15 protein-coding genes are annotated in these 24765 nt (G+C 41.9%); 6 read left to right on the plus strand and 9 right to left on the minus strand.

Annotated elements, in window-relative coordinates:
* Positions 1 to 7 precede the first annotated feature (7 nt).
* Positions 8 to 655 carry a PASTA domain-containing protein gene (locus tag ACNOGP_RS01830; RefSeq protein ID WP_186966514.1) on the minus strand — a complete coding sequence of 216 codons (648 nt, stop codon included), beginning with the start codon at positions 653 to 655 and terminating at the stop codon, positions 8 to 10.
* 142 nt (positions 656 to 797) lie between these two features.
* Complete coding sequence (gene rpmH / locus ACNOGP_RS01835) at positions 798 to 959, minus strand: 50S ribosomal protein L34 (RefSeq protein ID WP_005678985.1); 162 nt, start codon at positions 957 to 959, stop codon at positions 798 to 800.
* A 191-nt stretch (positions 960 to 1150) separates the two neighbouring features.
* Here rpmH and efp point away from each other — a divergent pair, with 191 nt between their 5' ends.
* Positions 1151 to 1717 (plus strand): elongation factor P, encoded by a 567-nt coding sequence (efp, locus tag ACNOGP_RS01840; protein WP_007763862.1) that lies wholly within the window; start codon positions 1151 to 1153, stop codon positions 1715 to 1717.
* Between the two features lie 84 nt (positions 1718 to 1801).
* Here efp and ACNOGP_RS01845 read toward each other — a convergent pair whose 3' ends face one another.
* Together ACNOGP_RS01845 and ACNOGP_RS01850 are read right to left on the minus strand one after the other, a co-directional pair.
* Positions 1802 to 3202, minus strand: coding sequence for an alkaline phosphatase (locus ACNOGP_RS01845; RefSeq protein ID WP_143869003.1), 1401 nt, complete (start codon positions 3200 to 3202; stop codon positions 1802 to 1804).
* A gap of 87 nt (positions 3203 to 3289) precedes the next feature.
* Entirely contained in the window at positions 3290 to 4885 is a 1596-nt protein-coding gene (locus ACNOGP_RS01850; protein ID WP_186966512.1) for a DUF6377 domain-containing protein, read from the minus strand.
* A gap of 264 nt (positions 4886 to 5149) precedes the next feature.
* On the opposite strand from ACNOGP_RS01850, the gene ACNOGP_RS01855 reads away from it, so the two are divergent.
* The 5 genes from ACNOGP_RS01855 to ACNOGP_RS01875 all read left to right on the plus strand — a co-directional run bounded on the left by ACNOGP_RS01855 (position 5150) and on the right by ACNOGP_RS01875 (position 16476).
* Complete coding sequence (locus ACNOGP_RS01855) at positions 5150 to 7327, plus strand: glycoside hydrolase family 97 protein (protein WP_272721428.1); 2178 nt, start codon at positions 5150 to 5152, stop codon at positions 7325 to 7327.
* Between the two features lie 86 nt (positions 7328 to 7413).
* The gene (locus ACNOGP_RS01860; RefSeq protein WP_418213934.1) at positions 7414 to 10488 is read left to right on the plus strand and encodes a SusC/RagA family TonB-linked outer membrane protein; all 3075 of its coding nucleotides are present in this window, start codon (positions 7414 to 7416) and stop codon (positions 10486 to 10488) included.
* Positions 10489 to 10500: 12 nt separating this feature from the next.
* Positions 10501 to 12144, plus strand: a complete 1644-nt coding sequence (locus tag ACNOGP_RS01865) for a RagB/SusD family nutrient uptake outer membrane protein (RefSeq protein ID WP_055279545.1) — start codon at positions 10501 to 10503, stop codon at positions 12142 to 12144.
* Between the two features lie 19 nt (positions 12145 to 12163).
* Positions 12164 to 14020, plus strand: coding sequence for a SusE domain-containing protein (locus tag ACNOGP_RS01870; protein ID WP_418213935.1), 1857 nt, complete (start codon positions 12164 to 12166; stop codon positions 14018 to 14020).
* Between the two features lie 26 nt (positions 14021 to 14046).
* A complete protein-coding gene (locus tag ACNOGP_RS01875) occupies positions 14047 to 16476 on the plus strand; it encodes an alpha-amylase family glycosyl hydrolase (protein WP_418213936.1) in 2430 nt (809 codons plus the stop codon).
* A gap of 135 nt (positions 16477 to 16611) precedes the next feature.
* Here the strand turns inward: ACNOGP_RS01875 and ACNOGP_RS01880 are convergent, their stop codons facing one another.
* The 5 genes from ACNOGP_RS01880 to ACNOGP_RS01900 form a co-directional block, all read right to left on the minus strand.
* The gene (locus ACNOGP_RS01880; RefSeq protein WP_029425914.1) at positions 16612 to 17376 is read right to left on the minus strand and encodes a UDP-2,3-diacylglucosamine diphosphatase; all 765 of its coding nucleotides are present in this window, start codon (positions 17374 to 17376) and stop codon (positions 16612 to 16614) included.
* Positions 17373 to 17684, minus strand: a complete 312-nt coding sequence (locus ACNOGP_RS01885) for a metal-sulfur cluster assembly factor (RefSeq protein WP_195533202.1) — start codon at positions 17682 to 17684, stop codon at positions 17373 to 17375. Before ACNOGP_RS01885 ends, ACNOGP_RS01880 begins: the two co-directional genes overlap by 4 nt.
* A 98-nt stretch (positions 17685 to 17782) precedes the next feature.
* The gene (locus tag ACNOGP_RS01890; RefSeq protein WP_418213937.1) at positions 17783 to 20428 is read right to left on the minus strand and encodes a glycoside hydrolase family 2 TIM barrel-domain containing protein; all 2646 of its coding nucleotides are present in this window, start codon (positions 20426 to 20428) and stop codon (positions 17783 to 17785) included.
* 81 nt (positions 20429 to 20509) lie between these two features.
* Entirely contained in the window at positions 20510 to 22576 is a 2067-nt protein-coding gene (locus ACNOGP_RS01895) for a hypothetical protein (protein WP_418213938.1), read from the minus strand.
* 21 nt (positions 22577 to 22597) lie between these two features.
* Complete coding sequence (locus ACNOGP_RS01900; RefSeq protein WP_418213939.1) at positions 22598 to 24745, minus strand: GLUG motif-containing protein; 2148 nt, start codon at positions 24743 to 24745, stop codon at positions 22598 to 22600.
* Positions 24746 to 24765 lie beyond the last annotated feature (20 nt).

The following is a 24765-nucleotide window of genomic DNA, read 5'->3' on the forward strand; positions in this document are numbered from 1 at the left end:
TTATCCATTAAAACCAGTTATCTTCTTGTGTGGAAGATGATTCTGATGTCACAGGAGTTTCTGTATCCACAGCAACATCGGTGGAGTCTTTCTCCATGCTCCCTGCCCCATCACCGACCATCAGTGTCAAAGAAGCTCCCATAGGAATCTTTTCTCCGGCGGTCAGTTGCCTTCCCTGATACTTCACGCCATACACCCAGTCCTTTTCACCGTTCACTAACTGGACCTGATTCAGTTTGAAACCGGCACTTAACAGTTTGGCTTGCGCCTGACGAAGAGAGCTATTGTCCGCTACATCAGGAATCATACGCAAAGGAACATCCAGCGTGTTCACTGTCAGATAGACCGTTCGGCCTTCTTTTACTTTCTCACCGGCTCCCGGCTTGAGTTCAAGCACGATACCGGCAGCCTTATCCTTAACGTATCTCGTATCAGAAACCGAGCATACCAATCCATGATTCCGGAACATCTTTGTCGCCTCCTCCACACTCATACCCTTCACATCGGGAACAAGTACCGATTCACCATGATGTGTGTACGCATCAATCCATTTCAGCACGCCGAATACCATGACTGCCACTATCACAATCATAGCGGCAATATTCAACCAGAAAAATTTATTTGTTTTAAAAGAAAAGAATTCTCTAATAGTCATACGCATTGCTGTTTATATGCGCCAAAGATACGACAAAATAGTTGAATTTATAAAAAAGAGGTGATGAAAAGTTTGCTATAAACAAAAAGGCAGAGATTAAATTCCCCGCCTTTTTTGTTTCCCTGATGATAGATAAGAGTGATTACCACTTCTGTCCGTTGTACTCATCAGAAACGGTCAGTTTCTTTCTGCCTTTTGCACGGCGAGCAGCCAATACTCTACGACCATTAGCAGATGCCATTCTCTCACGGAAACCGTGTTTGTTCTTTCTCTTTCTGTTAGAGGGTTGAAATGTTCTTTTCATTTTTGTATCTTGTTTTATGTTATTATTCTACGTAATCGGGCTGCAAAAATAGGCACTTTTTTTAAATTAACCAAGAGATAACTCATTTTTGCTCAAAAGTTTTTGTGTTTTTTACTGATTTAGATTACTTTTGCACTCGATTTCCGACGAAAACAATTAAATAACAATAATATAATAAGAAGAATAGCAGTATGATTAATGCTCAAGACATCAAAAACGGAACCTGTATCCGTATGGACGGAAAGCTCTATTTCTGTATAGAATTCCTGCATGTAAAACCTGGTAAAGGTAACACTTTCATGCGTACTAAACTGAAAGATGTAGTTAGCGGCTACGTTCTCGAACGTCGTTTCAACATCGGTGAAAAATTGGAAGACGTACGTGTAGAACGTCGTCCTTATCAGTTCTTATATAAAGAAGGAGAAGATTATATCTTCATGAATCAGGAAACTTTTGACCAGCATCCTATCGCTCACGACTTGATTAACGGTGTTGACTTCCTGCTTGAAGGTGCAGTATTGGATGTTGTTTCCGACGCTTCTACCGAAACCGTATTGTATGCGGATATGCCGATCAAGGTACAGATGAAGGTTACTTATACAGAGCCGGGCGTCAAAGGTGACACTGCTACCAATACATTGAAACCTGCTACCGTAGAATCAGGAGCAACAGTACGTGTTCCTTTATTCATCAACGAAGGTGAAACAATCGAAATCGATACTCGCGACGGTTCATACGTAGGACGTGTAAAAGCATAAGTTACATAGAACACAATAATAAAGAAAGCCGGAAGCTCAATTGAACTTCCGGCTTTCTTTATTATTGTGCTTTGCACGGGCATTCTATTTATATCCCGCCGCTTTGGCTATTCTCTTCGGTATTTCAGTATTATCTATCTTCTCACCGAACAAATGTGAACCGGCTCCAATAGCGAATACAGGTACAAAACCGGCAGAATGTCCGCCACTCACCCAGCCAACCATCGCGATCTCATCCATAACTTGTTTGGCACAAGCAGCCATAGGCTCGCTCTTCGAGTACATACTCTCGGCAAACACCACTTTATTCTTCACGAATGACTTTTCAAATTCGTCGTGCAACTTCTTTTCTTGTTGCCAAGAAATAGGTAATTGTTTCCAGAATCCCATTTCATTGCCAAGAAATTCTTTCATATCTTCCCAAGTTACTTTGTTACCTTTGGCTTTTCTCAGTTCACTGATACGTTGAGAAAGTCCGTCAGCCGAATGTTTTTGAGATTGCAATGCTTTCAAGTTCAGTTCATATTTTCCGGTTCCCAATACGATACCACCAGTTTCGTGGTCGGCAGTAACGACTATCAGTGTTTCTTTCGGATGCTTCTTATAAAATTCATAAGCCACTTTGATAGCGTTATCCATATCTTTTACTTCATTGAATACGGTAGCTGCATCATTCGCGTGACAAGCCCAGTCAATCTTTCCGCCTTCCACCATGAGGAAGAAGCCTTTATTCTTGCCTTTAGTCAGAAAGTCGATAGCGCTTTCCGTAATTTGCGCCAGCGTCAGATCATCCTCTTTGCGGTCAATGGCATAAGGCAGACATGACGGATTAGCCCCCTTTTCCTGAATGAGAATCATCTTTTCAGCCTTAGCTGATTTTGCTTTATAGTCATTGTAACCACGTGCCACTGTATATCCGGCTTCTTCAAAGATAGGGAAAATGCTTGGAGCCTCTTTCTTATCAAAAGAAGTTGTCGGTTTCAGGAATCCGCCACCTGCATAAAAGTCAAAATTAGCTTTCGGCAAGTCAAGAGCAATCTCATAATACATATTACGATCCGGTTGGTGCGCATAGAATGCGGCAGGGGTAGCATGATCAACACTGACAGAAGTAGTGACACCGACTTTCTTACCGGCTTTCTTCGCCTTTTCAGCTACGGTTTGAATCGCATTCTTATCTTCCCCCACAGAAATAGCGTGATTATAGGTTTTCTTTCCTGTAGCCAACGCAGTACCTGCGGCGGCAGAATCGGTCACGGAATTAGTTGCAGAGAAAGTAGTCGCCATCGTGGCAACCGGAAATTGAGTAAACAACAAAGGCTCAACGCCGATACGTCCGTTCTGAAGTTCCGCCTGATACATCTCCGTACCATTCACTTGGTTGACTCCCATCCCATCTCCAATGAAATAGAATACATACTTTGCCTGACCGTTGGCCACAACGGAAATAAGGACAAAGAACAATGTGTAGATTAACTTTTTCATTCTTTAGTAAATTTATTATTAGATTAGTTAGTACCACCTACAAAGGTATAAAAAAAGGCTATTTCTGATGTTACAAAACAAATAATATTATAAATTCATCACGTCCTGTTCAAACCGTTCCTTATCTCCAGCGGCCCTATTGCGCATCCGGCTACGGTAATTATAGATCGTCGCCAATGAGTAACCCAAGAAATGAGCAATTTTATTACTGTCTACCACTCCCAAACGGATAAGAGCAAAAATACGAAGTTCGGTAGTCAGCAGTTCATCAGATTTCGGATATATCCGTCCCTCCTCTACCAACAAATCATTGAAAGCGGAAATGAAATTCGGAAAAAGTTTCAGGAAAGACTTATCGAACTCATTATAAAACTCGTTTCGTTCATCTTTGATAAACTGCTCGGACTTTATAGCCTTAAACAAATCCTCAATCCGGGAAGCCATAGCCAATTTAGCCAATGAGCGGCGATACATCTCCAACTTATCTAGATAGTTCACACATCTGTCCAAATAACGGGCGATATATACTTCTTTTATCTTGCCTGTCTGCTCCAGTTCTTTGTTCACAGCCAACATCTGCCGGTTAGCCAAACTCAAATCACGACGCATAGCAGACAGTTTCTTCATCCAGCGATACAAAAAGAAAATAGCTATCAAAAGAAATAAAGACAACATACTGACACTAATAAGCATCGCTCTGGAAACGGCTTGTTCTTTCTCTTCTTTCAACTTATAAGCCTTATCGATAATCGGGAAAAACTCCGTCACTTCAATAAACCTCAAACGGGCATTGCAGGCTACGGCATCTTCCATCGAACAACTCAAGTACTTATAAGCACGGTCAATATCCCCTAGTTCATACATCAGATGTGCCAACTTTTGCAAAGAGGCATACTCCCTGACCGAAGATTCCAAATCTGCAATAGCTGTCAATATGAGATAATAAACTTCTTTCTCAGAATCCTTCTTCATACCGTACGCTTCAGACAATGTATAGTAGATATACACTTTCTGCCGTTCGTCAACCGCCTCTTTCAAAGCCTCATCAAGTATCACCAAAGCTGTATCCGCCTTACCACTGACGATACATTTCTCGGCCAGAACAATTGTTCTGTTGATTTCCGGTGACATTACACTAATAATAGAATCCCGGTATAAATCTGTTTTTTCGAGATATTTCTTTTTCGCTTCCTTATTAGTGGTGTAATCAGCCAGCCAACCATAACAAGCACGATAAGTCTGATAATAAGCCAACAAGGTTTCTTTGTCCAGCTTCGTCGGATTCATCCTCTCCAATTCCTCAATAGCTTCAATATACATTCCCATTACCCCTAATACCGTTGCACGATCAATAATAATCTTATTGTCCAATTCAGGACGATTCAGTTGCGGAAGCACCTGCTGTTTCTTATTTATATAATGAAGGGCAGAATCAGCCTGATAATGAAGATAAGCATCAAATAAGGAACCGTATAGACGATATTTGTCGGCAGGGGCATTTGAATGAGCCAATTGCAACTTCAAGCCTTCAATTTCCTTTTCTTTCTGAATCTGATAAGTCTCCTTTTTATTTATGATGTCGTCCAGCTTTTTAAGAGCTGCCACATTATCTGTCTGTTTTGCAAACATTGAAACAGAACCAACCAAAAGAAAAGACAATACACAATAGGCTATATTTCTCATAGGTTACTTTTTAAAGATGTCACAAATATAATGAATATAGTAATCACAATGAAATAGATAAGCCAAACTATTTAATTTCCACTTATATTTTCGCCGATTCCAAACAATAATATACAATTGATAATCAATTAAATAAAACTACAAAGCGGTTATATTTTTATTCTAGACACCTCTTCCGATTCAATAGGTCGCTACATTTGCAACATCCGAAATGAAAAGGAGTAGAAACATTAGTTAGCTTACAATTTAATACCAATAAATAAAATGAAAAAGAATCTTTTACTCATTGCATTCCTCTGTATTTCATTTATAACGAATGCGCAGCAGAAACTGACTTCACCGGATGGAAATCTGGTAATGACCTTTCAGGTAAACAAGGAAGGTGCTCCAACGTACGATTTGATTTATAAAGGAAAAACGGTTATCAAACCCAGTACTTTAGGTTTAGAATTAAAGAAAGAAGACAATACCCGGACAGACTTCGACTGGGTAGACCGTAGAGATCTCACCAAACTTGACTCAAAAACAAATCTTTATAACGGTTTTGAACTAAAGGATGCAAAGACCGATACATTCGATGAAACATGGCAACCGGTATGGGGAGAAGAAAAAGAAATCCGTAATCATTATAATGAATTGGCAGTGACACTATACCAGCCGATGAATGAGCGCTCCATCCTGATCCGTTTCCGCTTATTCAATGACGGTCTGGGATTCCGTTACGAGTTCCCTCAACAAAAATCATTGAGTTATTTCGTTATTAAAGAAGAACATTCCCAGTTTGCCATGTCAGGCGACCATACCGCTTTTTGGATACCGGGCGATTATGATACGCAGGAATATGATTATACTATCTCCCGCTTATCGGAAATCAGAGGGTTGATGAAACAGGCAATCACTCCCAATTCGTCTCAAACTCCTTTCTCACCGACAGGTGTGCAGACTGCTCTTATGATGAAAACGGATGATGGTCTTTACATCAACCTTCACGAGGCAGCTCTCATCGATTATTCTTGTATGCACCTCAACCTGGACGATAAAAACATGATATTCGAATCTTGGCTGACTCCGGATGCAAAAGGGGACAAAGGATATATGCAGACACCTTGCCATACGCCATGGCGTACTGTCATTGTCAGTGATGATGCACGCAACATCCTTGCATCCCGTATTACTCTCAACCTGAACGAACCATGCAAGTTACCGGATGCAACCTCTTGGGTAAAACCTGTGAAATATATCGGCGTGTGGTGGGATATGATAACCGGAAAGGGCTCATGGGCCTACACCGATGAGCTGACTAGTGTAAAACTGGGTGAAACAGATTATTCAAAAACCAAACCTAACGGCAAACATTCCGCTAACACCGCTAACGTAAAACGTTATATCGATTTCGCTGCCGCCAACGGTTTTGATGCAGTACTGGTAGAAGGATGGAACGAAGGTTGGGAAGACTGGTTCGGTAACAGCAAAGATTATGTATTCGATTTCGTCACTCCGTATCCCGATTTCGACGTAAAAGAGATTCATCGTTATGCCGCAAGCAAAGGTGTCAAAATGATGATGCACCACGAAACTTCCGCATCAGCCCGTAACTACGAACGTCATATGGATAAAGCTTATCAATTTATGGTGGATAACGGCTATAACTCTGTAAAGAGCGGTTATGTCGGCAATATTATTCCCCGTGGCGAGCACCATTACGGACAATGGATGAATAATCATTATCTGTATGCGGTGAAGAAAGCAGCAGACTACAAGATTATGGTGAATGCTCACGAAGCAGTACGCCCGACAGGTATCTGCCGCACTTATCCGAACTTGATCGGTAATGAATCCGCTCGTGGAACAGAATATGAGTCATTCGGAGGCAACAAAGTATACCATACTACAATCCTTCCATTCACCCGTCTGGTTGGAGGACCGATGGATTATACTCCGGGAATCTTCGAAACACATTGCAACAAAATGAATCCGGCTAATAATTCTCAGGTTCGCTCTACTATCGCCCGCCAACTGGCATTGTATGTAACTATGTACAGCCCATTGCAGATGGCCGCTGACATTCCTGAAAATTACGAGCGTTTCATGGATGCTTTCCAATTTATCAAGGATGTAGCTATTGATTGGGATGAAAGTAAGTATCTGGAAGCGGAGCCAGGAGAATATATCACGATAGCCCGTCGTGCCAAAGGAACGAATGACTGGTATATAGGTTGCACTGCCGGAGAAAAGGGACATGAGTCTAAATTAAGCTTTGACTTCCTCGAACCTGGGAAAAAATATGAAGCTACCATTTATGCTGACGCTAAAGATGCAAGTTGGGACAAAAATCCGCAAGCATACGTTATCACAAAAAAGAAAATAAACAACAAAAGCAAACTTACACTGAAAGCTGCAATAGGCGGAGGATACGCCATCTCAGTCAAAGAGATAAAATAAGACCTTAAACAAGTTTAATTAAGATTCCATAGTTTTCAATAGGTATTCATATAGAAGTACTATTTTTGATGAACTTATTTAATAACATGAAAACAAAAAAAATGAATGAACCGGGTAAAATAATGCTGCTATTTTTAGTAGCCATTATGTTTACGGTACAGGCAGTTGCACAAAACCTGTCAGTAAGTGGACTCGTCCAGGACGGTACCACCGGAGAGGGAGTTATCGGAGCAAATGTAGTAGTTAAAGGTACTACCAATGGCAGCATTACCGATCTGGATGGGAAGTTTAAATTACAGGCCAAGCAAGGAGACATTATTGTCATTTCCTTCATCGGATATAAGACACAGGAATTACCGGCCGCAGCACAAATGAAAGTTGTCCTGAAAGATGATTCAAAACAGTTGGACGACGTAGTGGTCATCGGATATGGCTCCGTTAAGAAAGAAGACTTGAGCGGATCAGTCGTTGCCATTAAAGCTGAAGAGATGAACAAAGGTGCAGTCACTTCACCCGAAGAACTGATCATGGGAAAAGTTCCGGGATTGGCAGTCGCTCAAGGTGACGGTGGTCCGGGCTCAGGTTCTACGCTACGCATCCGTAGCGGTTCTTCTCTGAATGCCAGCAATGACCCGCTAATCGTCATAGACGGAATCCCCGTAGCCAACAATTCAGCTCCGGGTACACCGAATGCTTTATCGACCATTAATCCGAATGATATAGAAACTTTTACCGTATTAAAAGACGCATCAGCAACCGCCATCTACGGTTCACGTGCATCAAACGGCGTTATCATCATCACTACCAAGAAAGGGACACAAGGAAAAATCAAGGTAACTTATAACAGCAGTTATACTTTCAAAGATCCTTATAAGCGTTTTGAAACGATGAATGCAGACGAGTTCCGCCAGGCAGTGACGAACCAATATGCCGAAGGCACCGCTTTAGGCGATGCAGCACGCAATCTGATTAATCTCTACCCCTCACAGTCTACCGATTGGCAGGATGCTATCTATCAAAGTGGTTTGAGCACTGACCAAAATATATCCGTAGCAGGAAAAGCAGGATTCATGCCTTTCCGCGTGTCTTTAGGTTACAACAATGAACGAGGTACAATCAAGACATCCAAGTATGAAAGATATACCGCATCTGTCAATCTAAGTCCGAAGTTCTTTGATGATCATTTAAGTGTGGATATCAATGTAAAAGGAACGATTAACAAAAATCGTTTTGCTGATTCGGGAGCAGTAGGGGCAGCTGCTTTCTTTGACCCTACCAAACCAATCTATGGTATTGACACAGAAGACCCCACATACGGTAGTAATTTATATAACTATAACGGTTATTGGAACTGGAGTACCGGCAAGAATACTCCCAACACGCTTTCTTCCGCCAATCCGTTATCTTTACTCTACGATGTGGACAATGCGGGAACTACTAAACGAAGTCTCGGCAATATCCAGTTAGATTATAAAATACACGGATTAGAAGATTTGCATGCCAACTTGAACGTAGGTTATGACGTAGCAAAAAGCACAGGTGGAAACTATACCGTTCCCGGTTCTTTCCAAACAGCCAAAGACAGTGATTTCAAGAATATCGGACGTGGTAATGACTGGAACAATCTGCGCCGCAACCATTTGCTGGACTTTTATTTGAACTACGCCAAAAACATAGAATCCATTCAAAGCAATATCAATGTAATGGCCGGATATTCCTGGCAACATTTCTATTACAGAGACTTGAGCATTTACAAATCAAATGTTACCGAAAACCTGGGAACTAAAGAAGGATGGACTTATAACGACGATGAAGGACGTTACATACAAAACAATAACACTCCCTCACCTTGGGAAAATTATCTGGTTTCTTTCTTCGGACGACTGAATTACAACTTCAAAGAACGTTATTTGCTCACTGCAACGTTACGTCAGGACGGTTCCTCACGTTTCAGCAAGAGCAACCGTTGGGGACTCTTCCCCTCCGCAGCGTTGGCATGGAGCATTATCAACGAACCGTTTATGGAAAAGGCACGCGATATTATGTCCAACTTGAAACTGCGTGTAGGATATGGTGTCACCGGTCAGCAGGAGATTACCGATTATCTCTATATCACTAACTACTCGCTGGGTAACAATACGACTTCACAATATATGGGTTCATACCTGCTGAAACCGGATGGGTACAGCCCCGATTTGAAATGGGAACAGACTGCGACATACAATGTCGGTATCGACTACGGATTTCTGAACAATCGTATTAACGGTAGTATCGAATATTATCAGAAGCGTACGAAAGATTTATTGAACACAGTCAGCGTAGCGGCAGGAAGCAACTTTACCAATATGATAACAGCCAACGTGGGATCTATGAAAAACGAGGGTTTGGAATTCAATATCAATGCCGTAGCCATACAGACTAAAGATTTCTCTTGGGAATTAGGCTATAACGTGACTTGGAACACCAGCAAAATTACTAAGTTGACCGCTACCTACAATCCGGATTATGAAGGCATCAATGCCGGTTCTGCTTCATACGGTAGTGGCACAGTACTACAAAAGCACCAGGTAGGTTATGCCCCCTCCACTTACTGGCTCTTCCAACAGGTATACGACGAGAATGGAAAACCGGTACAAAACGCAGTGGTAGACCGCAATAACGACGGGCAGATTACGAATGACGACCGGTATATGACTAAAAAGAGTCCGATGGCGGACGTATACATGGGACTGAGTTCGCAGTTTACATATAAGAATTGGGATCTGGGCTTCAATCTCCGTGCCAGTATCGGAAACTATGTCTACAACGCCAGTGCGGCGGACAACGGTTCACTGAATGCTTTCTCCAATCAAGGATTTATCACCAATTATTATAAATCGGCAGTAGAAAGCACCGGATTCACTCTCACCAGTTCTACCGAGCAAAAAGCAAGCGATCTCTTTTTGGAAAATGCTTCTTTCCTGAAGATGGATAACATTACTTTGGGATACACCTTCAAGAATTTGTTCACCAGCAAGTTATCCGGTCGGATCAGCGCATCGGTGCAGAATGTGTTTACTATCACCAAGTATTCCGGACTCGATCCAGAGTGCAACGCCATTGATCAAAGTCTATGGCCGCGTCCACGCACGTTCTCTCTCGGAATCAATCTTAACTTTTAATCTGTCAGCATTATGAAATTCTATTCTATAAAATCGATCATATTGGTTTCCGCCCTCACTTTATTCGGCGGATGTATAGGTGATTTGGACGTGATGCCTCTCGATCCGAATGTCATGACGGCCGAAGACGCCTATTCTACTCCCGAAAGCTACACACAGGGATTGAAAAAGATCTATTCGGTATGGGCCCTCTCCGGACAAAAAGATGCGGGTTCTTCGGATTTGAGTGATTTGAATGCCGGTAACACAGTACTCCTGCGTTGTTGGTGGACACTGCAAGAAAGTACTACAGACGAAGTAAAATGCGCCTGGTCGGATAGCTGGGTACCGCAAGTTAACGGATTATCCTGGAATACAGCTAAGGTGGAATCAATGGAAGGGCTTTACCACCGTTCTATGTACATCGTAAGTATTGCAAATGATTTTCTGAAACAACTGAACAATGCCCCCGACGAAGTAGACCGGGAACGTTATCGTGCCGAAGCACGTTTCTGCCGTGCTTTAGCCTACTACGTGCTGATGGATGCTTTTGCCAATCCACCTTTTGTCACTGAAGAAACAACCTCAACGCTACCGGAGCAAATCAATCGCAAAGACCTATTCAGCTGGCTAGAAAAGGAACTTACTGCTATTCGTAGTCTCCTTCCCGAACAGACAGACGAATACGGACGTGCAGATCAACATACCGTTGAGTTCCTATTGGCACGTATGTATCTCAATGCCGAAGTTTATACAGGAACACCCCGTTATACTGACTGTATCACTTATTGCAAATATATTCTGGGCAGTAATGACTATTCATTGGCAGACAATTATGCCGAACTTTTTATGGCAGACAACGGAGAAAATACCAATGCCAGAAAAGAAATCATTTTCCCGGTATTGGCTGACGGCAACACTACTCAGTCCTATGGAATAGGAGCTATCATTGTCGGCTCGCGTTCAAGTAGCGAAGGCACTGTTGTCAACTACGGATGCAACGGTGGATGGGATGGCTTCCGCTCTACAGGAAATCTGATACGTGCGTTCGAATATGAAGCGGAAGAATCAGCCTGGACCGCCGACAATTTAAATTCACACGACAACCGTGCCATCTTTTATAGCACAGGACGTTCATTGGATATCAAAACCTCATCTATCGGTACATTTACCACAGAAGGTTGGTCGGTATTCAAATTCACGAACCTGAACAGTGACGGTACTCCGGGAAAGAATTCCGTATTCCCTGACACAGACTTTCCACTATTCCGTCTGGCTGATGTATATCTGATGTATGCGGAATCCGTAGCCCGTGGTGGAGAAGGGGGAAGCGAATCCCAAGCTGTGACATACATACAGGACTTGCGCAAACGTGCCAAAACCGGTTATAGCCAAGTGGATGCAGCTTGGTTGAAGGCTTCCGCATCCATCAATGGAAGCACTGCCAGCGTAAACTTTGGAAATATCTTAAACGAACGTTGTCGTGAACTTTATTGGGAAGCCACCCGCCGTACCGATTTAATCCGTTACGGACTGTTTACCTCGAATACTTATACGTGGGCTGAAAAAGGAGGAGTTATCACCGGAGTAGGTGTAAACAAACGCTACAATCTTTTCCCCATACCTGTAAGCGATATCAGCGTTAATGGTAATTTACAACAAAACGAAGGTTATTAATCTAAAAATCAGAATGTACATGAAAACAATATACGGATATATAGGTATACTGATCGCAGCTTGTTTATTACAAGCTTGTGAAAGTAACTTAGACAAAGCCTATTATAGCGACGGACAGGCTCAGCCTGCTGTATTGGAGGCTTTACCGGAAACGTATACCATCAACCCGCTGCAACAAAATGAAGTTGCACTGACGTTCAAGTGGAGTGCACCCCAAATGGGATATAATGCATCGATCACGAACAATCTGGAGATGGATATAAAAGGCGAAAACAACTTCGGAGATAAAAAAGTAATCTTATCTTCGTTGGTAGGGAATAACTCGACTGTTTCATTTACGAATAAAGAGTTGAATGACTATGTACTGTCTCTATTCAAGAATTATGCTGATGAAGCAGGAATATACACCATAGAAACCGTTCATCTGGAATTTCGTGTAACCTCTGTCATTTCAGAGGCGAAAGCTCCTCTTGTTTCAAATATCGTTTCTTCCACTGTCACTCCATACGACAATGAAAATACAGGCTACAAAGCAGCAGTCATCACATCAACAGACATTAGCGAACTAGTTTTAGCGGCCGGTCAGAAAGAAGAAACGGCATTACCCTTAACGTGGCAACAGGCTTATTTGGGTGATAATGCAAGTATCAGCTATGCAATAGAAATAAATCTGCCCAAAACAAACACGGAATATAATTGGAGCAAGAAAGTGACTGTCAAGACTACTCAAGAAACCTCATACAATCTGACTCACCAAGATCTGAATGATGCACTTGTCAGTCTATTGGCAAAATATAACAAGGAAGTAGGAAAAACAGAAATCAATCTCTCTGTTTCAGCTACTAAGAGCGGATATATCAAAGCGCTGGCTTCCGAACCTCTGACTATCAGTATCACTCCGTATGTAGCTACTCCGACATTCACTACTGTTCCGGAAAATATGGATTTAACTTCCGGCACTTCTTATTCTCTAGCATGGGAAGCTGTAGAAGGAGCTAAATACCAAGTGGAAATGGATATAAAAGACGCAGAATTCTCACAAAGAGCAATATTGGAAAGCGGTTTGACCAGTACAAACCTAGATATAAACAATGCAATCTTAAGTAAGGCCATCAAATATCTGAAAATAGCACATAATGCAGTGACCCTTAGTGCAGAACAGGAAATAGAGTTTCGGGTAAGAGCTTATTTCGGCAATACTGAGACTGGAGTATTATCAGAAGCAAAAACTGTAGCGGTGACTTATGATAATAGCGAGAATACACCGGAAGTATTCTATCTAGTAGGAGAATACTGTGCTTGGGAACACGATCAAACTCAAAAACTATATAAAACAGAAAGTGGTTCGTACAAAGGACACATTATTGCAAAAAATCTTTATGAAGGGTGGAAAATCACAGACCAACCTAATTGGAATGGTAGAAATTGGGGAGCTCCAATCAATAATGGAATCTTGACTCTAGGTAACGACAGCAAAAATATCACTTCTTACGGCGGTAACAACAATACCAGCTACACCGTAGAATTTAATCCAAACAACGGTCGTCTCACCATGAGCAATGAAGAAAAGTCATGGATGTTATTAGGTGAACATAACAATTATTCTTTCAGTGATGAGTCCAAAATGGAAATCGTTTATGATGAAAGTAATAAAAAGTGGTATTTACAAAAGAAAGGAGTAAAGATGCAAGCCGAAAATACGTGGCAAATACGTTCACAGATGTTGAACATGGAAGTGACTCCACAAAATACCGAAGGACATTTCGAAACGGATGTTACCGACGAAAGCCAATTTACCGTAAGCCAAACCGGCAATTACGAGATACGTTGGTATTTCAACGAACCGACTCCTTACGTAATAGTCATTAAAGAATAACCCATCCATCAAAAAAGAAAAGCTTTATGAAGAAATATTTGATATATATATTATTACTGCTATTCACTGCGCCCTATATAAGCTCATGCAGTGACGAATGGACAGACTCCGACAAACTGAGTCTCCTGACAAAAGCAGAAGAGGAAGAACCTATTGTAGAGGATGACATTGACATAAGTCTGCTGAAATTCGGTTTCAACCTGAATCCCAAAGCTGAAACAAACGAGTTACCCAATGCGGACGAAGCTTTGGATATCTATTTTTATGCAGAAGGTAAAGAGTTGGCAGAAGGAGAAAAAGAATGCCCGTTATTGGGTTATCAAGAAGCGTGCTATCTCCATGCCGGTGTATATTCAGAAGGTACTTGGATGTATGTACCGGCTGCTTGGACAGAAGATACCGAAAAATGTAAAATGGTTCGTGTAAAGGAGAATGTATGGAAAATCACCCTCTCACCTACTATACGCGATTGGTTCGGAAGCGGTTCAACTCCTATTGAACAGTTAGGACTGATTATCCGTACTACTGATGGCAAAAAAGGAATAGAAGAAGATACCTTTGTCGATATTGAGGATGATAAGTACAACAGCTTTACTCCGGGTGAGATAAAACTGGAGTCAATGCCTTCCGGACTGCAACATGGTATCAATATTATCGACAATCATACAGTAACTTTGGTACTGTACGAGAAAGACAAAGACGGCAACCGTTATTACGATTATGCTTATGTCATGGGAGACTTCAATAATTGGAAACGCAGCAATGATGAAAACTCTCAAATGTATTATGACGAATCAGCGGGATGTTGGTGGACTACTTTAAGCGGTCTTGAGCCAACCAAAGAATACGCATTCCAATATTATCTGGGAAAAAAGAGTTCTGTAGAAGGAGAAAAAGATACAGAACTACGTATAGCCGATCCATATACGGAGAAGATTCTCGATGCAAGCAGCGATTCCTATATTCCGGAATCCACTTATCCTTCGTCCCAACGTATCTATCCAACGAAAGGGGCCGGAGTTGTTTCAACATTCAAGATACAGAAAGATTCCTATTCATGGGCACACGACAATTTCAAAATAGCAGATAAGAACAATCTGATGATTTATGAGTTACTCTTGCGTGACTTCACCGAAACCGGAGATCTACAGGGAGCGATGCAGAAACTCGATTATTTGGAAAGGTTAGGTATTACCGCCATCGAACTAATGCCCGTACAGGAGTTTGAAGGTAATGACAGTTGGGGGTACAATCCAACCTTCTATTTTGCACTTGATAAAGCCTATGGTACTTCTGAGATGTACAAGAGATTTATTGACGAATGCCACAAAAGAGGTATCGCAGTACTTTTTGATGTTGTTTACAACCATGCTACAGGTAGCAACACTTTTGCCCGTCTGTATTGGGATTCGAAAAATAATAAAACTGCAGAGAATAACCCATGGTTCAATGTTGACGCTCCTCACGATTACAGTGTATTCCACGATTTCAATCACGAAAGTCCGTTAGTACGCAATTTTGTGAAACGCAACTTGAAATACCTAATTGACGAATATCACATCGACGGATTCCGCTTCGACCTGACCAAAGGTTTTACTCAAAATGAAGGCGGCAGTTATGATGCTTCAGGTTACGATGAATCACGTATCAGCATCCTACGTGATTATTATAACACTATCCAATCCATATCTCCGAATGCAGTAATGATTTGCGAGCACTGGGCTGATTGGGCAGAAGAAAACGTATTAGCTTTGGCAGGCATACAGTGCTGGCGTAAAGGAAGTAATGGACACGACCAAGGCTACTATCAATCGGGAATGGGATATAAAGAGAATAGTTCCTTTAGCAATTTGATACAAAGTGGCGGAAACAGTATCCATTTTGGCGGATGGGTAGGTTTCATGGAAAGTCATGATGAAGAACGTGTAGCCTATAAAGCCCAAGTGTATGGAAACGAGAAAATAAAAACAGATCTTACTACCCGCATGAACCAGCTTGCCGCCAACGCAGCCTTCTGTTTCACAGTTCCGGGTCCTAAAATGATTTGGCAATTCGGTGAATTAGGTTATGACGAAACACTTGGTGAAGAAGATGAAAAAACAGCAAAGAAGCCGTTACATTGGGAATATTATGATGAACCTGCACGCAAAAGTTTGTATGATGTATATGCTAAACTACTAGATTTACGCAAAACGCACGCAGATTTGTTCGGGCAAAATGCAACATTCTCGTGGAAAGTAGAAACTGCTGATTGGACAGGGAACACACCCCGCACCATCAGTTTGAAATACAATGATAAGGAACTCGTAGTCGTAGGAAATTTTGGAGATGATACCACCAACTATTCTCTGGATTCTAACATCAAGTACAATTACATGACCGGTGACGAAGTATCAGGTAATATAACTGTCGAACCACACAATTTCTTCTTAGGAACAAGTTTCAGACCTGAATAAACAGCTTAAGTAGAATAGATTAAACATAGAATTAACGCAAATTATCGCAGATAAATAAGAATAATTTCCCGAAGGAATAATCTTAATAATCTGCGATAATTTGCGTTAATCTGCGTCTAAACAAAACAAGATCAATTACACCTGTGTCTCTCCTTCGATGTATTCCTCCAGAAAGAGATTCTCTCCATCGAATACCGCATACGAGAAGAAATTAATCCAATCCCCGAGAATCAGCACACGGGAAGTTGCACTCAACATGAGATCCAGTTCAATATGGCGATGCCCATATATAAAGAAGTTGATATTCGGGTGGCTCTTCAGATATTCTTTGGTATACAAAACCAGATGTTCCTGATTCTCCCCCATATAATCCGGTTCCTTTCCGTCAATCCGTTTCAGTCGGCTATGCTTGGCCCATGTCAAACCCAGATCCACACTCCAACGAGGATGAATAGCAGAAAACATTCTTTGCAAAGTCGTACTATGAAACATTCGGCGAAGTAATTTGAACTTCTTATCCGGATCACCCAATCCGTCACCATGAGCCAGATAGAATTCTTTCCCATAGATTTCGGTAGTCAACGGTTCACGGTGCATAATGACACCACACTCTTTTGTGAGATAATCTCCACACCAAATGTCATGATTGCCTATAAAGTAGTGAATTTCCACACCCATGTCCGTAAGTTCGGAGATCTTTCCTAGAAAACGAGTATATCCCTTAGGAACTACCAAACGGAATTCATACCAGAAATCGAACATATCTCCCAGCAAATAAACGGCAGAAGCCTTATGTTTTATACTGTCGAGAAAGTTCACTAGGCGTCTCTCTTGTGTGCGACCATGTTCTATGGCACGAGACCCAAGATGCGCATCGGAAAGGAAATAGACATTTTTCATAGAAAGCCCAATTCTAGTTTAGCCTCTTCGCTCATCATATCCTTATCCCATTCCGGTTCAAACACCAGATTGATAATAGCCGAAGTTACTCCGTCTACCGATTCCACTTTCTGTCGGATATCTTCCATTATAAAATCAGCTGCCGGACAGTTAGGAGCTGTCAATGTCATATCAAGTACCACTTCCCCTTTATCGGAGACATCTATTTTATAAATCAATCCCAAATCATATACGTTCACCGGAATTTCCGGATCATACACCGTTTTTAGCATAGCTACAATCTTCTCTTCTATCTCAAATTTTTCCATAAGGTTCCTTATTTATTATATACCTTGCAAATATAGAGATAAAAATGAAACAATGCTATGCAGAATACATACAAAACTATAATTGTTTGTAAGTCTGATTAGAAATCAAGTTTCTCCCCAAAATCGGTCTGCTGCTGTTCCACCTCTTTCAATCTCAATTCATTGAGTTCACGACGCAAACGCTCGACCTCCAATTCAGTACTGCTCTTTCTATCATCTATCGAAAATGATTCAGCCTGCTTAATCATCTTTTCTTCTTTCATATCAAAAAGCAAAGGAACCGTCGGAGCAAAAGAATTCAACTCCAACTCTCCGCTTACAGGCATTTGAGAGCCTTCAAACAAAACGCTTGCCGTTACCTTGATCTTACCTGGCTTTGTAGTAGACTGAATCAGTACCGGAGCACTCCCCCATTTCACCGGAGCGGGATTTGCCAAAACATCAGCACCTCCCAAAATACGTCCTTCGCCTTCTACGAAAAATTTGATATAATAATTATTCAAACGTTTCACATTTCCGTTCTTATCAGTCACTTCGGCCACAACGGTCACAAAATCGGAGCCATCGGCACGCAGGTTAACGCCTTCATTATCCACTCGCAGGCGAAGCTGCTCAGCACGGCGGGCAGGCATCGTCTTATGCGTAGCTACTACTTTTCCATCCACAAGTCCTTCCGCAAACATGAAGACATCTTCCTCATGTTTGTCACGGGTGAGTTTTTTATCAGTCATAAAGTCAAATACCCCCGAAAACGTAATGACCGGCGATGGCATTCCTTTCCGCATCTTATCTTTCCGATATGTGTAGACTTTCCCACCTTTATTAACCGTCAGACGCACTTCGTCACAATTAGAATATACTGTAACATCTCTACTTGAAAATGGTGTCATCTCGTGAGCAATATATACCATCGGACCACTTTCCGAAAGACCATCGGAAACAGTAACAGGACGTTGTGCTTTAAACATATAATAAGAATACTTTGGTTGCCTGAACACGTCCATCAGTCCGCCATAGAACGGATCGGGGTGATAGCCACGCTGATGATCGAACGAATGCCACAAACACCCACCCAAATGCCAAGACGATTCTTTGTACAAAGCATCATAACAAATATAATCATAATAAGGAGAGGCATAGTGAGCAGCTTGCACCAACATTGGTTGTTCTCCCCAATTGCGGGCGGCACGGCTCGGAGAATTGTGTGAACTCCAATTATCTACATTATCTCCCCACTCACGGGTAAAATAGGTCACTTTCGGATTCCGTTTCGACAATACCATCGGATGGCAAAACTGAACCTGAAAATAATGCGCCCCTTTTGCCTGCGTATCACATCCCGAATAGCAAGAGGGATAAGGATATTCCTCATCAACAACATCCTTCGCACGTCCGGCAAAATCTTCCGGATACCATGTCTCATTCAATATCGGTTCCCATAGCCATACACAAGGGTGATTGCGGTCACGACGAACCATATTACGAATATCACTATAAACCCGCCGGGCAAAAATAGGATCATCATTCCAGAATTGCCATCCCGGAGTATTGACAATGACAAACAGTCCAAGTTCGTCACAAGCATCCATAAAAGCCGGATCCTGCGGACAATGGGCATTACGAATTACTTCCAATCCCAAATCTTTCAATTTCTTCGCATCGCGCCAGTGAACACTGTTTGCCACAGCATTACCGACAACCGCAAAATCCTGATGACGATTGGCGCCTATCAGTGGTTTATCATACGGCTTTCCATTTAACCAGAAGCCGTCCCTTCCCTTAAATTCGATACTACGGATACCCACACGACGACGATAACCGTCGATAACCTTTCCCTTCTTATCACAAATACGTATATAAAGATTGTATAAATAAGGTGACGAAGGAGTCCACAAATGAGGTTTCTTAACTTTCATCTTTCCATTACGGCTTACAGCAATTCCTTTGTGTACATTCAACGATACATTCGTTGCTGCCACTTCCTGCCCGTCACGGTCTACCAATGAGTAAAGAATATTTCCAGAGAAATTTAGTTTGCCATCATTACGCACATGAACCTTCAGAAGCACATCAGCCGATTGTTCCGATACGTTGTCAGTAGAGACAAACAATCCTCCTCCGCCCGTTTCATTCTCGTAATTGGGATCAGTGACAAACACATGATTATGCGCCACCAGCCAGCAGTCACGATAGATTCCTCCAAAATAAGAATAATCCAAGACATCCTGTGGCTTTCCTGGCGCATAGGTAGGATCATCACTATTATCAGCCCATACAGCAATTACATTGTCTTCTCCCCATTTCAATGCCTCAGTCACGTCAACAGAAACCGGAAGATACCCCCCAAAATGTTCCGCCAGCAATTTCCCGTTTACATAAATCCTGCTTTTACCCATAATCGCTTCAAAATACAGGAACAGTTTTTTTTCTTTCAGTGCGACCGACGGAGTAAAATGCTTACGATACCAGATTTCACCTTGATAATTGACACAGCCGCTCGCTTCCGTAGGAAGATATTCAATGCCATTAGGCAAAGAAACGACTAGCCAATTTTTATCATCAAACTCTTTCGCTTGAGCACCATCACTCTTTCCTTTATAAAAACGCCAGGCCGGATTCATAGAGTACACTTCACGCCCGGTATCAGGCAGACGGAAAAAACCGGCAGTTGAGTACTCCGGTTCGTATGCATACGCCATAAGAACCAAACATACATATACCAGGCTAACAAAGATTCGTTTCATATATTGATATTTATTGGGAATAAAAATCCCCTAACCACCCTCATTTTACATAAAGATGGCTAAGGGAAAATTTACAGTTATTTACTTCTTCTTTTGAACGAGCAAAGGAACTACGTCCTTATTGTTACCTTCGTTTATTACAAATTCATAACCAGAAGCGGCAACTTCTGTATTTGCATTCAATTCTGACAGTTTTTCTACTAAAGCCGAGGTTGCAGACAATTTTTCCACACCAGTCTGTTCACCACTAGCCACAGCATGAATGGCCTCATCAGTACTTATATAGAAACAATTAAGCGTACTTTGACCTCCACCGCTCTTCCCGGAAATACCTCCTGTATTGACATTTCCCTGAATATTATCAAGTATAGGAATCGAATAACAACCATTTATGGTACCACCTTGATTAACCAAACCGCCTCTGGATGCATTAGCATTGACAGGAGCAGAGATACTACCTACTGCAAATGAAGCAGTTACATGAGTCCAATTACATCCACCAGCCAACAAGCCGGAATTGACCGAACCTGTCAAAGTAATATTGACCAAAGAGTAGCATCCCACAATCTTCGCATTGCCGCTGTTGTTCCAGCCGACCAATCCACCAATAGTCCCTTTAGAACATGACATCTGTACATTATTTGCATAACTACCTTCAAGAATACCCATATTCTTACCGACTACACCTCCCACATTAGTATTTGCATTATCACAAGTAAAATTAGAAACATCTGTAATACTACAATTTATTATTTTTCCCTCGTTTTGTCCGACAAAGCCGCCGTACAAACAATTAGCAGGAACATTAAAAGTACCACCTTCAAGGATACAGTCTTGTATCGTACCGGTATTTTTTCCGGCAAACGTTCCTACAGGCACATTACTTCCGGCAGAGATTGTTCCTGTGAGAGAAGCGCCCTTTATCTTCAGATTTTTAATCGTACCTGCATTCGTTTCAAACAAGCCGATGGTAGCATTCTCGACATTCAACTGCAAGCCACTAATTACCTTACCATTCCCGTCTAATGTCCCACTGAATAGTTTTGCGGGAATCCAAGCAGGTTTACCGGTAAAATCCAAATCAGTATTCAATGTTATTATTACATCTGTTTTGGTCATGATAGACGGATCCCCAGCCAAATTGATCAATCCCGCTTCTTTCTTCACCAAATACTTGCCCGGTTCAGTTTCTTCATATCCCGGATCTCCAATCAATGTAAACGACACACTATATCTCTTGCCTGCGACATATTTGTATCCATCCTCCGCTACTACCGATTCTGCATTATAAAGTTCACTGATTTTCCCAGCCTTTACTATGGTTTCTGTAGATCCCGGCTCATTCACATTTTCTAAAGTAGCTGTAAAGGTCAGTTCCGTATCCGCTGTCAGCCCCGTTGTAGGAAAGAAACTCATGTAGCCAAACGCAACCTCATTCTTCGCAACTTCCATTTCGGCAAGTTCCAGAGTCAGGTCACCAACCATCTCACCATACGTTTTTTCATCTTCGGAAACCGTCAACACCTTAGGGAAGACAGCTTCATTGCCCGATGAAACAGTTACTTTAGTCATTTTATAAGCTTCCTGCCTTCTATTCGTTATTTTAAACTGGAAAAGCGCCGTCAAATGCTCAAAACTCATATTAGTAACCGTCGTTCCATTCACCGTACCTTTGGCAAGCATATGCATTGTACTCTTCAAATCAGGCTGCTTTCCATTTTGTACTACCTTATCCGACAAAGCAAACGAAAATACATTCGCGGCAGCAGGAGATTCCTTTTTAGGATAGATTCCCCAAACAGTAGTTCCATCCGTCAGACTGCCTTCACCAGTAAATTCCACATGTCCCGACGGCTCACTTTCATCATAGTTGATTGCCATAAAGTCATAACCGGCCGTTCCATTCCAAATAGTCACTTCATCATCTTTATTCCACATAAAAGAGCTCCCGTCTTCCTGCACGTTAGCGCGTGTAGACGGCTCCTTTTCCGTACTTTTATATCCCTCGATAGAAGCGGCAGCCGTATAGGTTTGCAACTCGCCTTGCTGTTCCCTGTTGTCACCTTCTAAGAAAGCATCTTCTTTACAGGAGTTTAGGGTGGCTGCACTCAGCAGCCCAATCCCTAATAAAGAATATAACTTATTCATGATTTTAATATTTTTCAGTTGTTAAATCTCCCCGCCATCTTCAAAGTCATCTCCTCCGAAGTCCGGTTCTTTCACTGCATCCTGCAACACCAATGGTTGCTTGTCTTTCGTTGTTGGATCCTCATTCACCTTGAAATTGAACTCAAACTCCAATTTTTGTGCCTCTATCACCAGATTCATCTGACGTTTCTTACCTTGCAGCTGTTCCACCGTCACTTTAGACACACCTGTTGAAGAGCCCGCTTTTACAGGCTCCAATGTTTCATTGACGCAGTAACACTGTTTGGCTATTCCCTGATTATTTCCTATAAAGGCTCCGATCTTATTCCCTTCGACATGAGAGAAATCGCCAGTTGAATAGCAAGCTACAATTTCACCTGTCGTTCCAAAATTATTGCCAATCAATCCACCTGTGTTATTAGCAGATTTACCGGATATTGAACCCGACGCATAGGAAGCCATAATCGTTCCATTGCCAACGGCCCCAATAAGAACACCAATGTGAGCCGAGCAGTTAATGGTCATTTCCGCCAAAGAATAACAGCCCATCACTTTACCTACTGAGTTAAAGCCCAAAAGTCCTCCTACATAAGAAGCTCCAGCAGAATTAGTGGGATGACTGACTTTTATCGCTCCGACAAAAGAGTTGAGAATAATAGCTGTACCACCATAGTTATATCCGACCAATCCTCCATAGTTTCCGTTACCCGATCCTGACAAGCTAAAGTCAAATGTTCCCGACAGTACCCGACAATTTTCTATGATTCCCGGATAAGTGTTTGTACCGACTAATCCACCGACATTAGCCGCCTTCGTAGCTTTAAGGGTAATTCCGTCAATGGTACAATTCTTAATCTTGCCACCCGCATTACTAACAACCAATCCTCCAGCATCACTTGTAATGTCTTGAGAGTATGAAACATCCTTGAATGTCAAGTTTTGAATAGTTCCACCATTGTTGGCTGCAATAAAGCCACCTTGAGAGAGTTTCAGATTCTTGATAACCACATCGTTACCTTCGAACAGGCCATAGAAAGCCGATATTGGAGTCCACTCCTTGCCATCCAGGTCAATAACATGATTTTCGATATAATCCTTCTCCAACGTCACAGTTACATTTTCCTGTTCCAACAGGCTCCAAGCCACAAGGCCATTTGCATTATAAATATGTATGTTACCGTCATCATCAATCAAATATCCTTCCTCAGGTATCTTGAAATGATAATCAACATCAAAGTCCATCACATATTTTCTTCCGGCAGCAAACTGATTGGCAGATATTTCCATATCCAGCCCTAACTTTTCTTGCAAGTCTTTCACAGCTACTTCTTTCAAAAGTACAATGTCATGCTCGCCATTCTCCGACCATACCTTTATTGTAATAGTCAACCGTGTGTTTGCTCCCATCAACCGGATATCTCCATAAGTGGTAGGCAATATATTCAGATAACCATTCAATACCATTCCATTTGCCAGCGTCTGTTCTTTCATATCCAAGGTGACTTTACTTTTCGTATTCAAAAGTGCAGTCACTTCACCATCATCACCAAATGCCGCTTTACGAGGAAAAATTTCGTCATCACTCTCTATGGTAATAGCACCCATTTTCAACTCTCCACCGGACGTATTCTTCAGATTAAACTGGAGAAGAGCCGTCAATGGTGAGAAAGTCAACGCTGGAATCTTATTATCCGACACATTTCCCGTAGCTATCATATACGTAGTAGTTCCCAGTTCTGCTGTTCCGGCAGACTGTTCACAGACATCAGGCATTTCAACCGTAGCCAATTCGCTGAATGCCTGTTTTTCCATACGAGGAAAGACAGCAATCAATTTATGTCCATTCGTCATGGCCGCCTTTCCAGTAAAAACAGCCTCCTTGCCAGATTGAAAATCAGAAGCAATCGTAAACCCGTAACCTGTACCCAGATTACGATTCCACACAGTAACCGCATCTCCACTATTCCAGACATAGCCCTCATGTTGGACATTAGCCCGCACCAAAGCCTCCGGTTGTTTAATCGAAGCTGTAAATGTATAATCAGCCAGTTCTCTCCCGGCTTCACTTCCTCCACCGGTATTTTCATTCACTATTTTATCCTCTTCACAAGAGGCCAGTGCTATTGCGCCCAACAGCGCAACGCCCAATAAGTGACAAGCTTTCTTCATAACTATATAAAAGTTTTTTA

It is taken from the genome of Bacteroides difficilis, from assembly GCF_048319815.1.
Lineage (GTDB): Bacteria > Bacteroidota > Bacteroidia > Bacteroidales > Bacteroidaceae > Bacteroides > Bacteroides zhangwenhongii.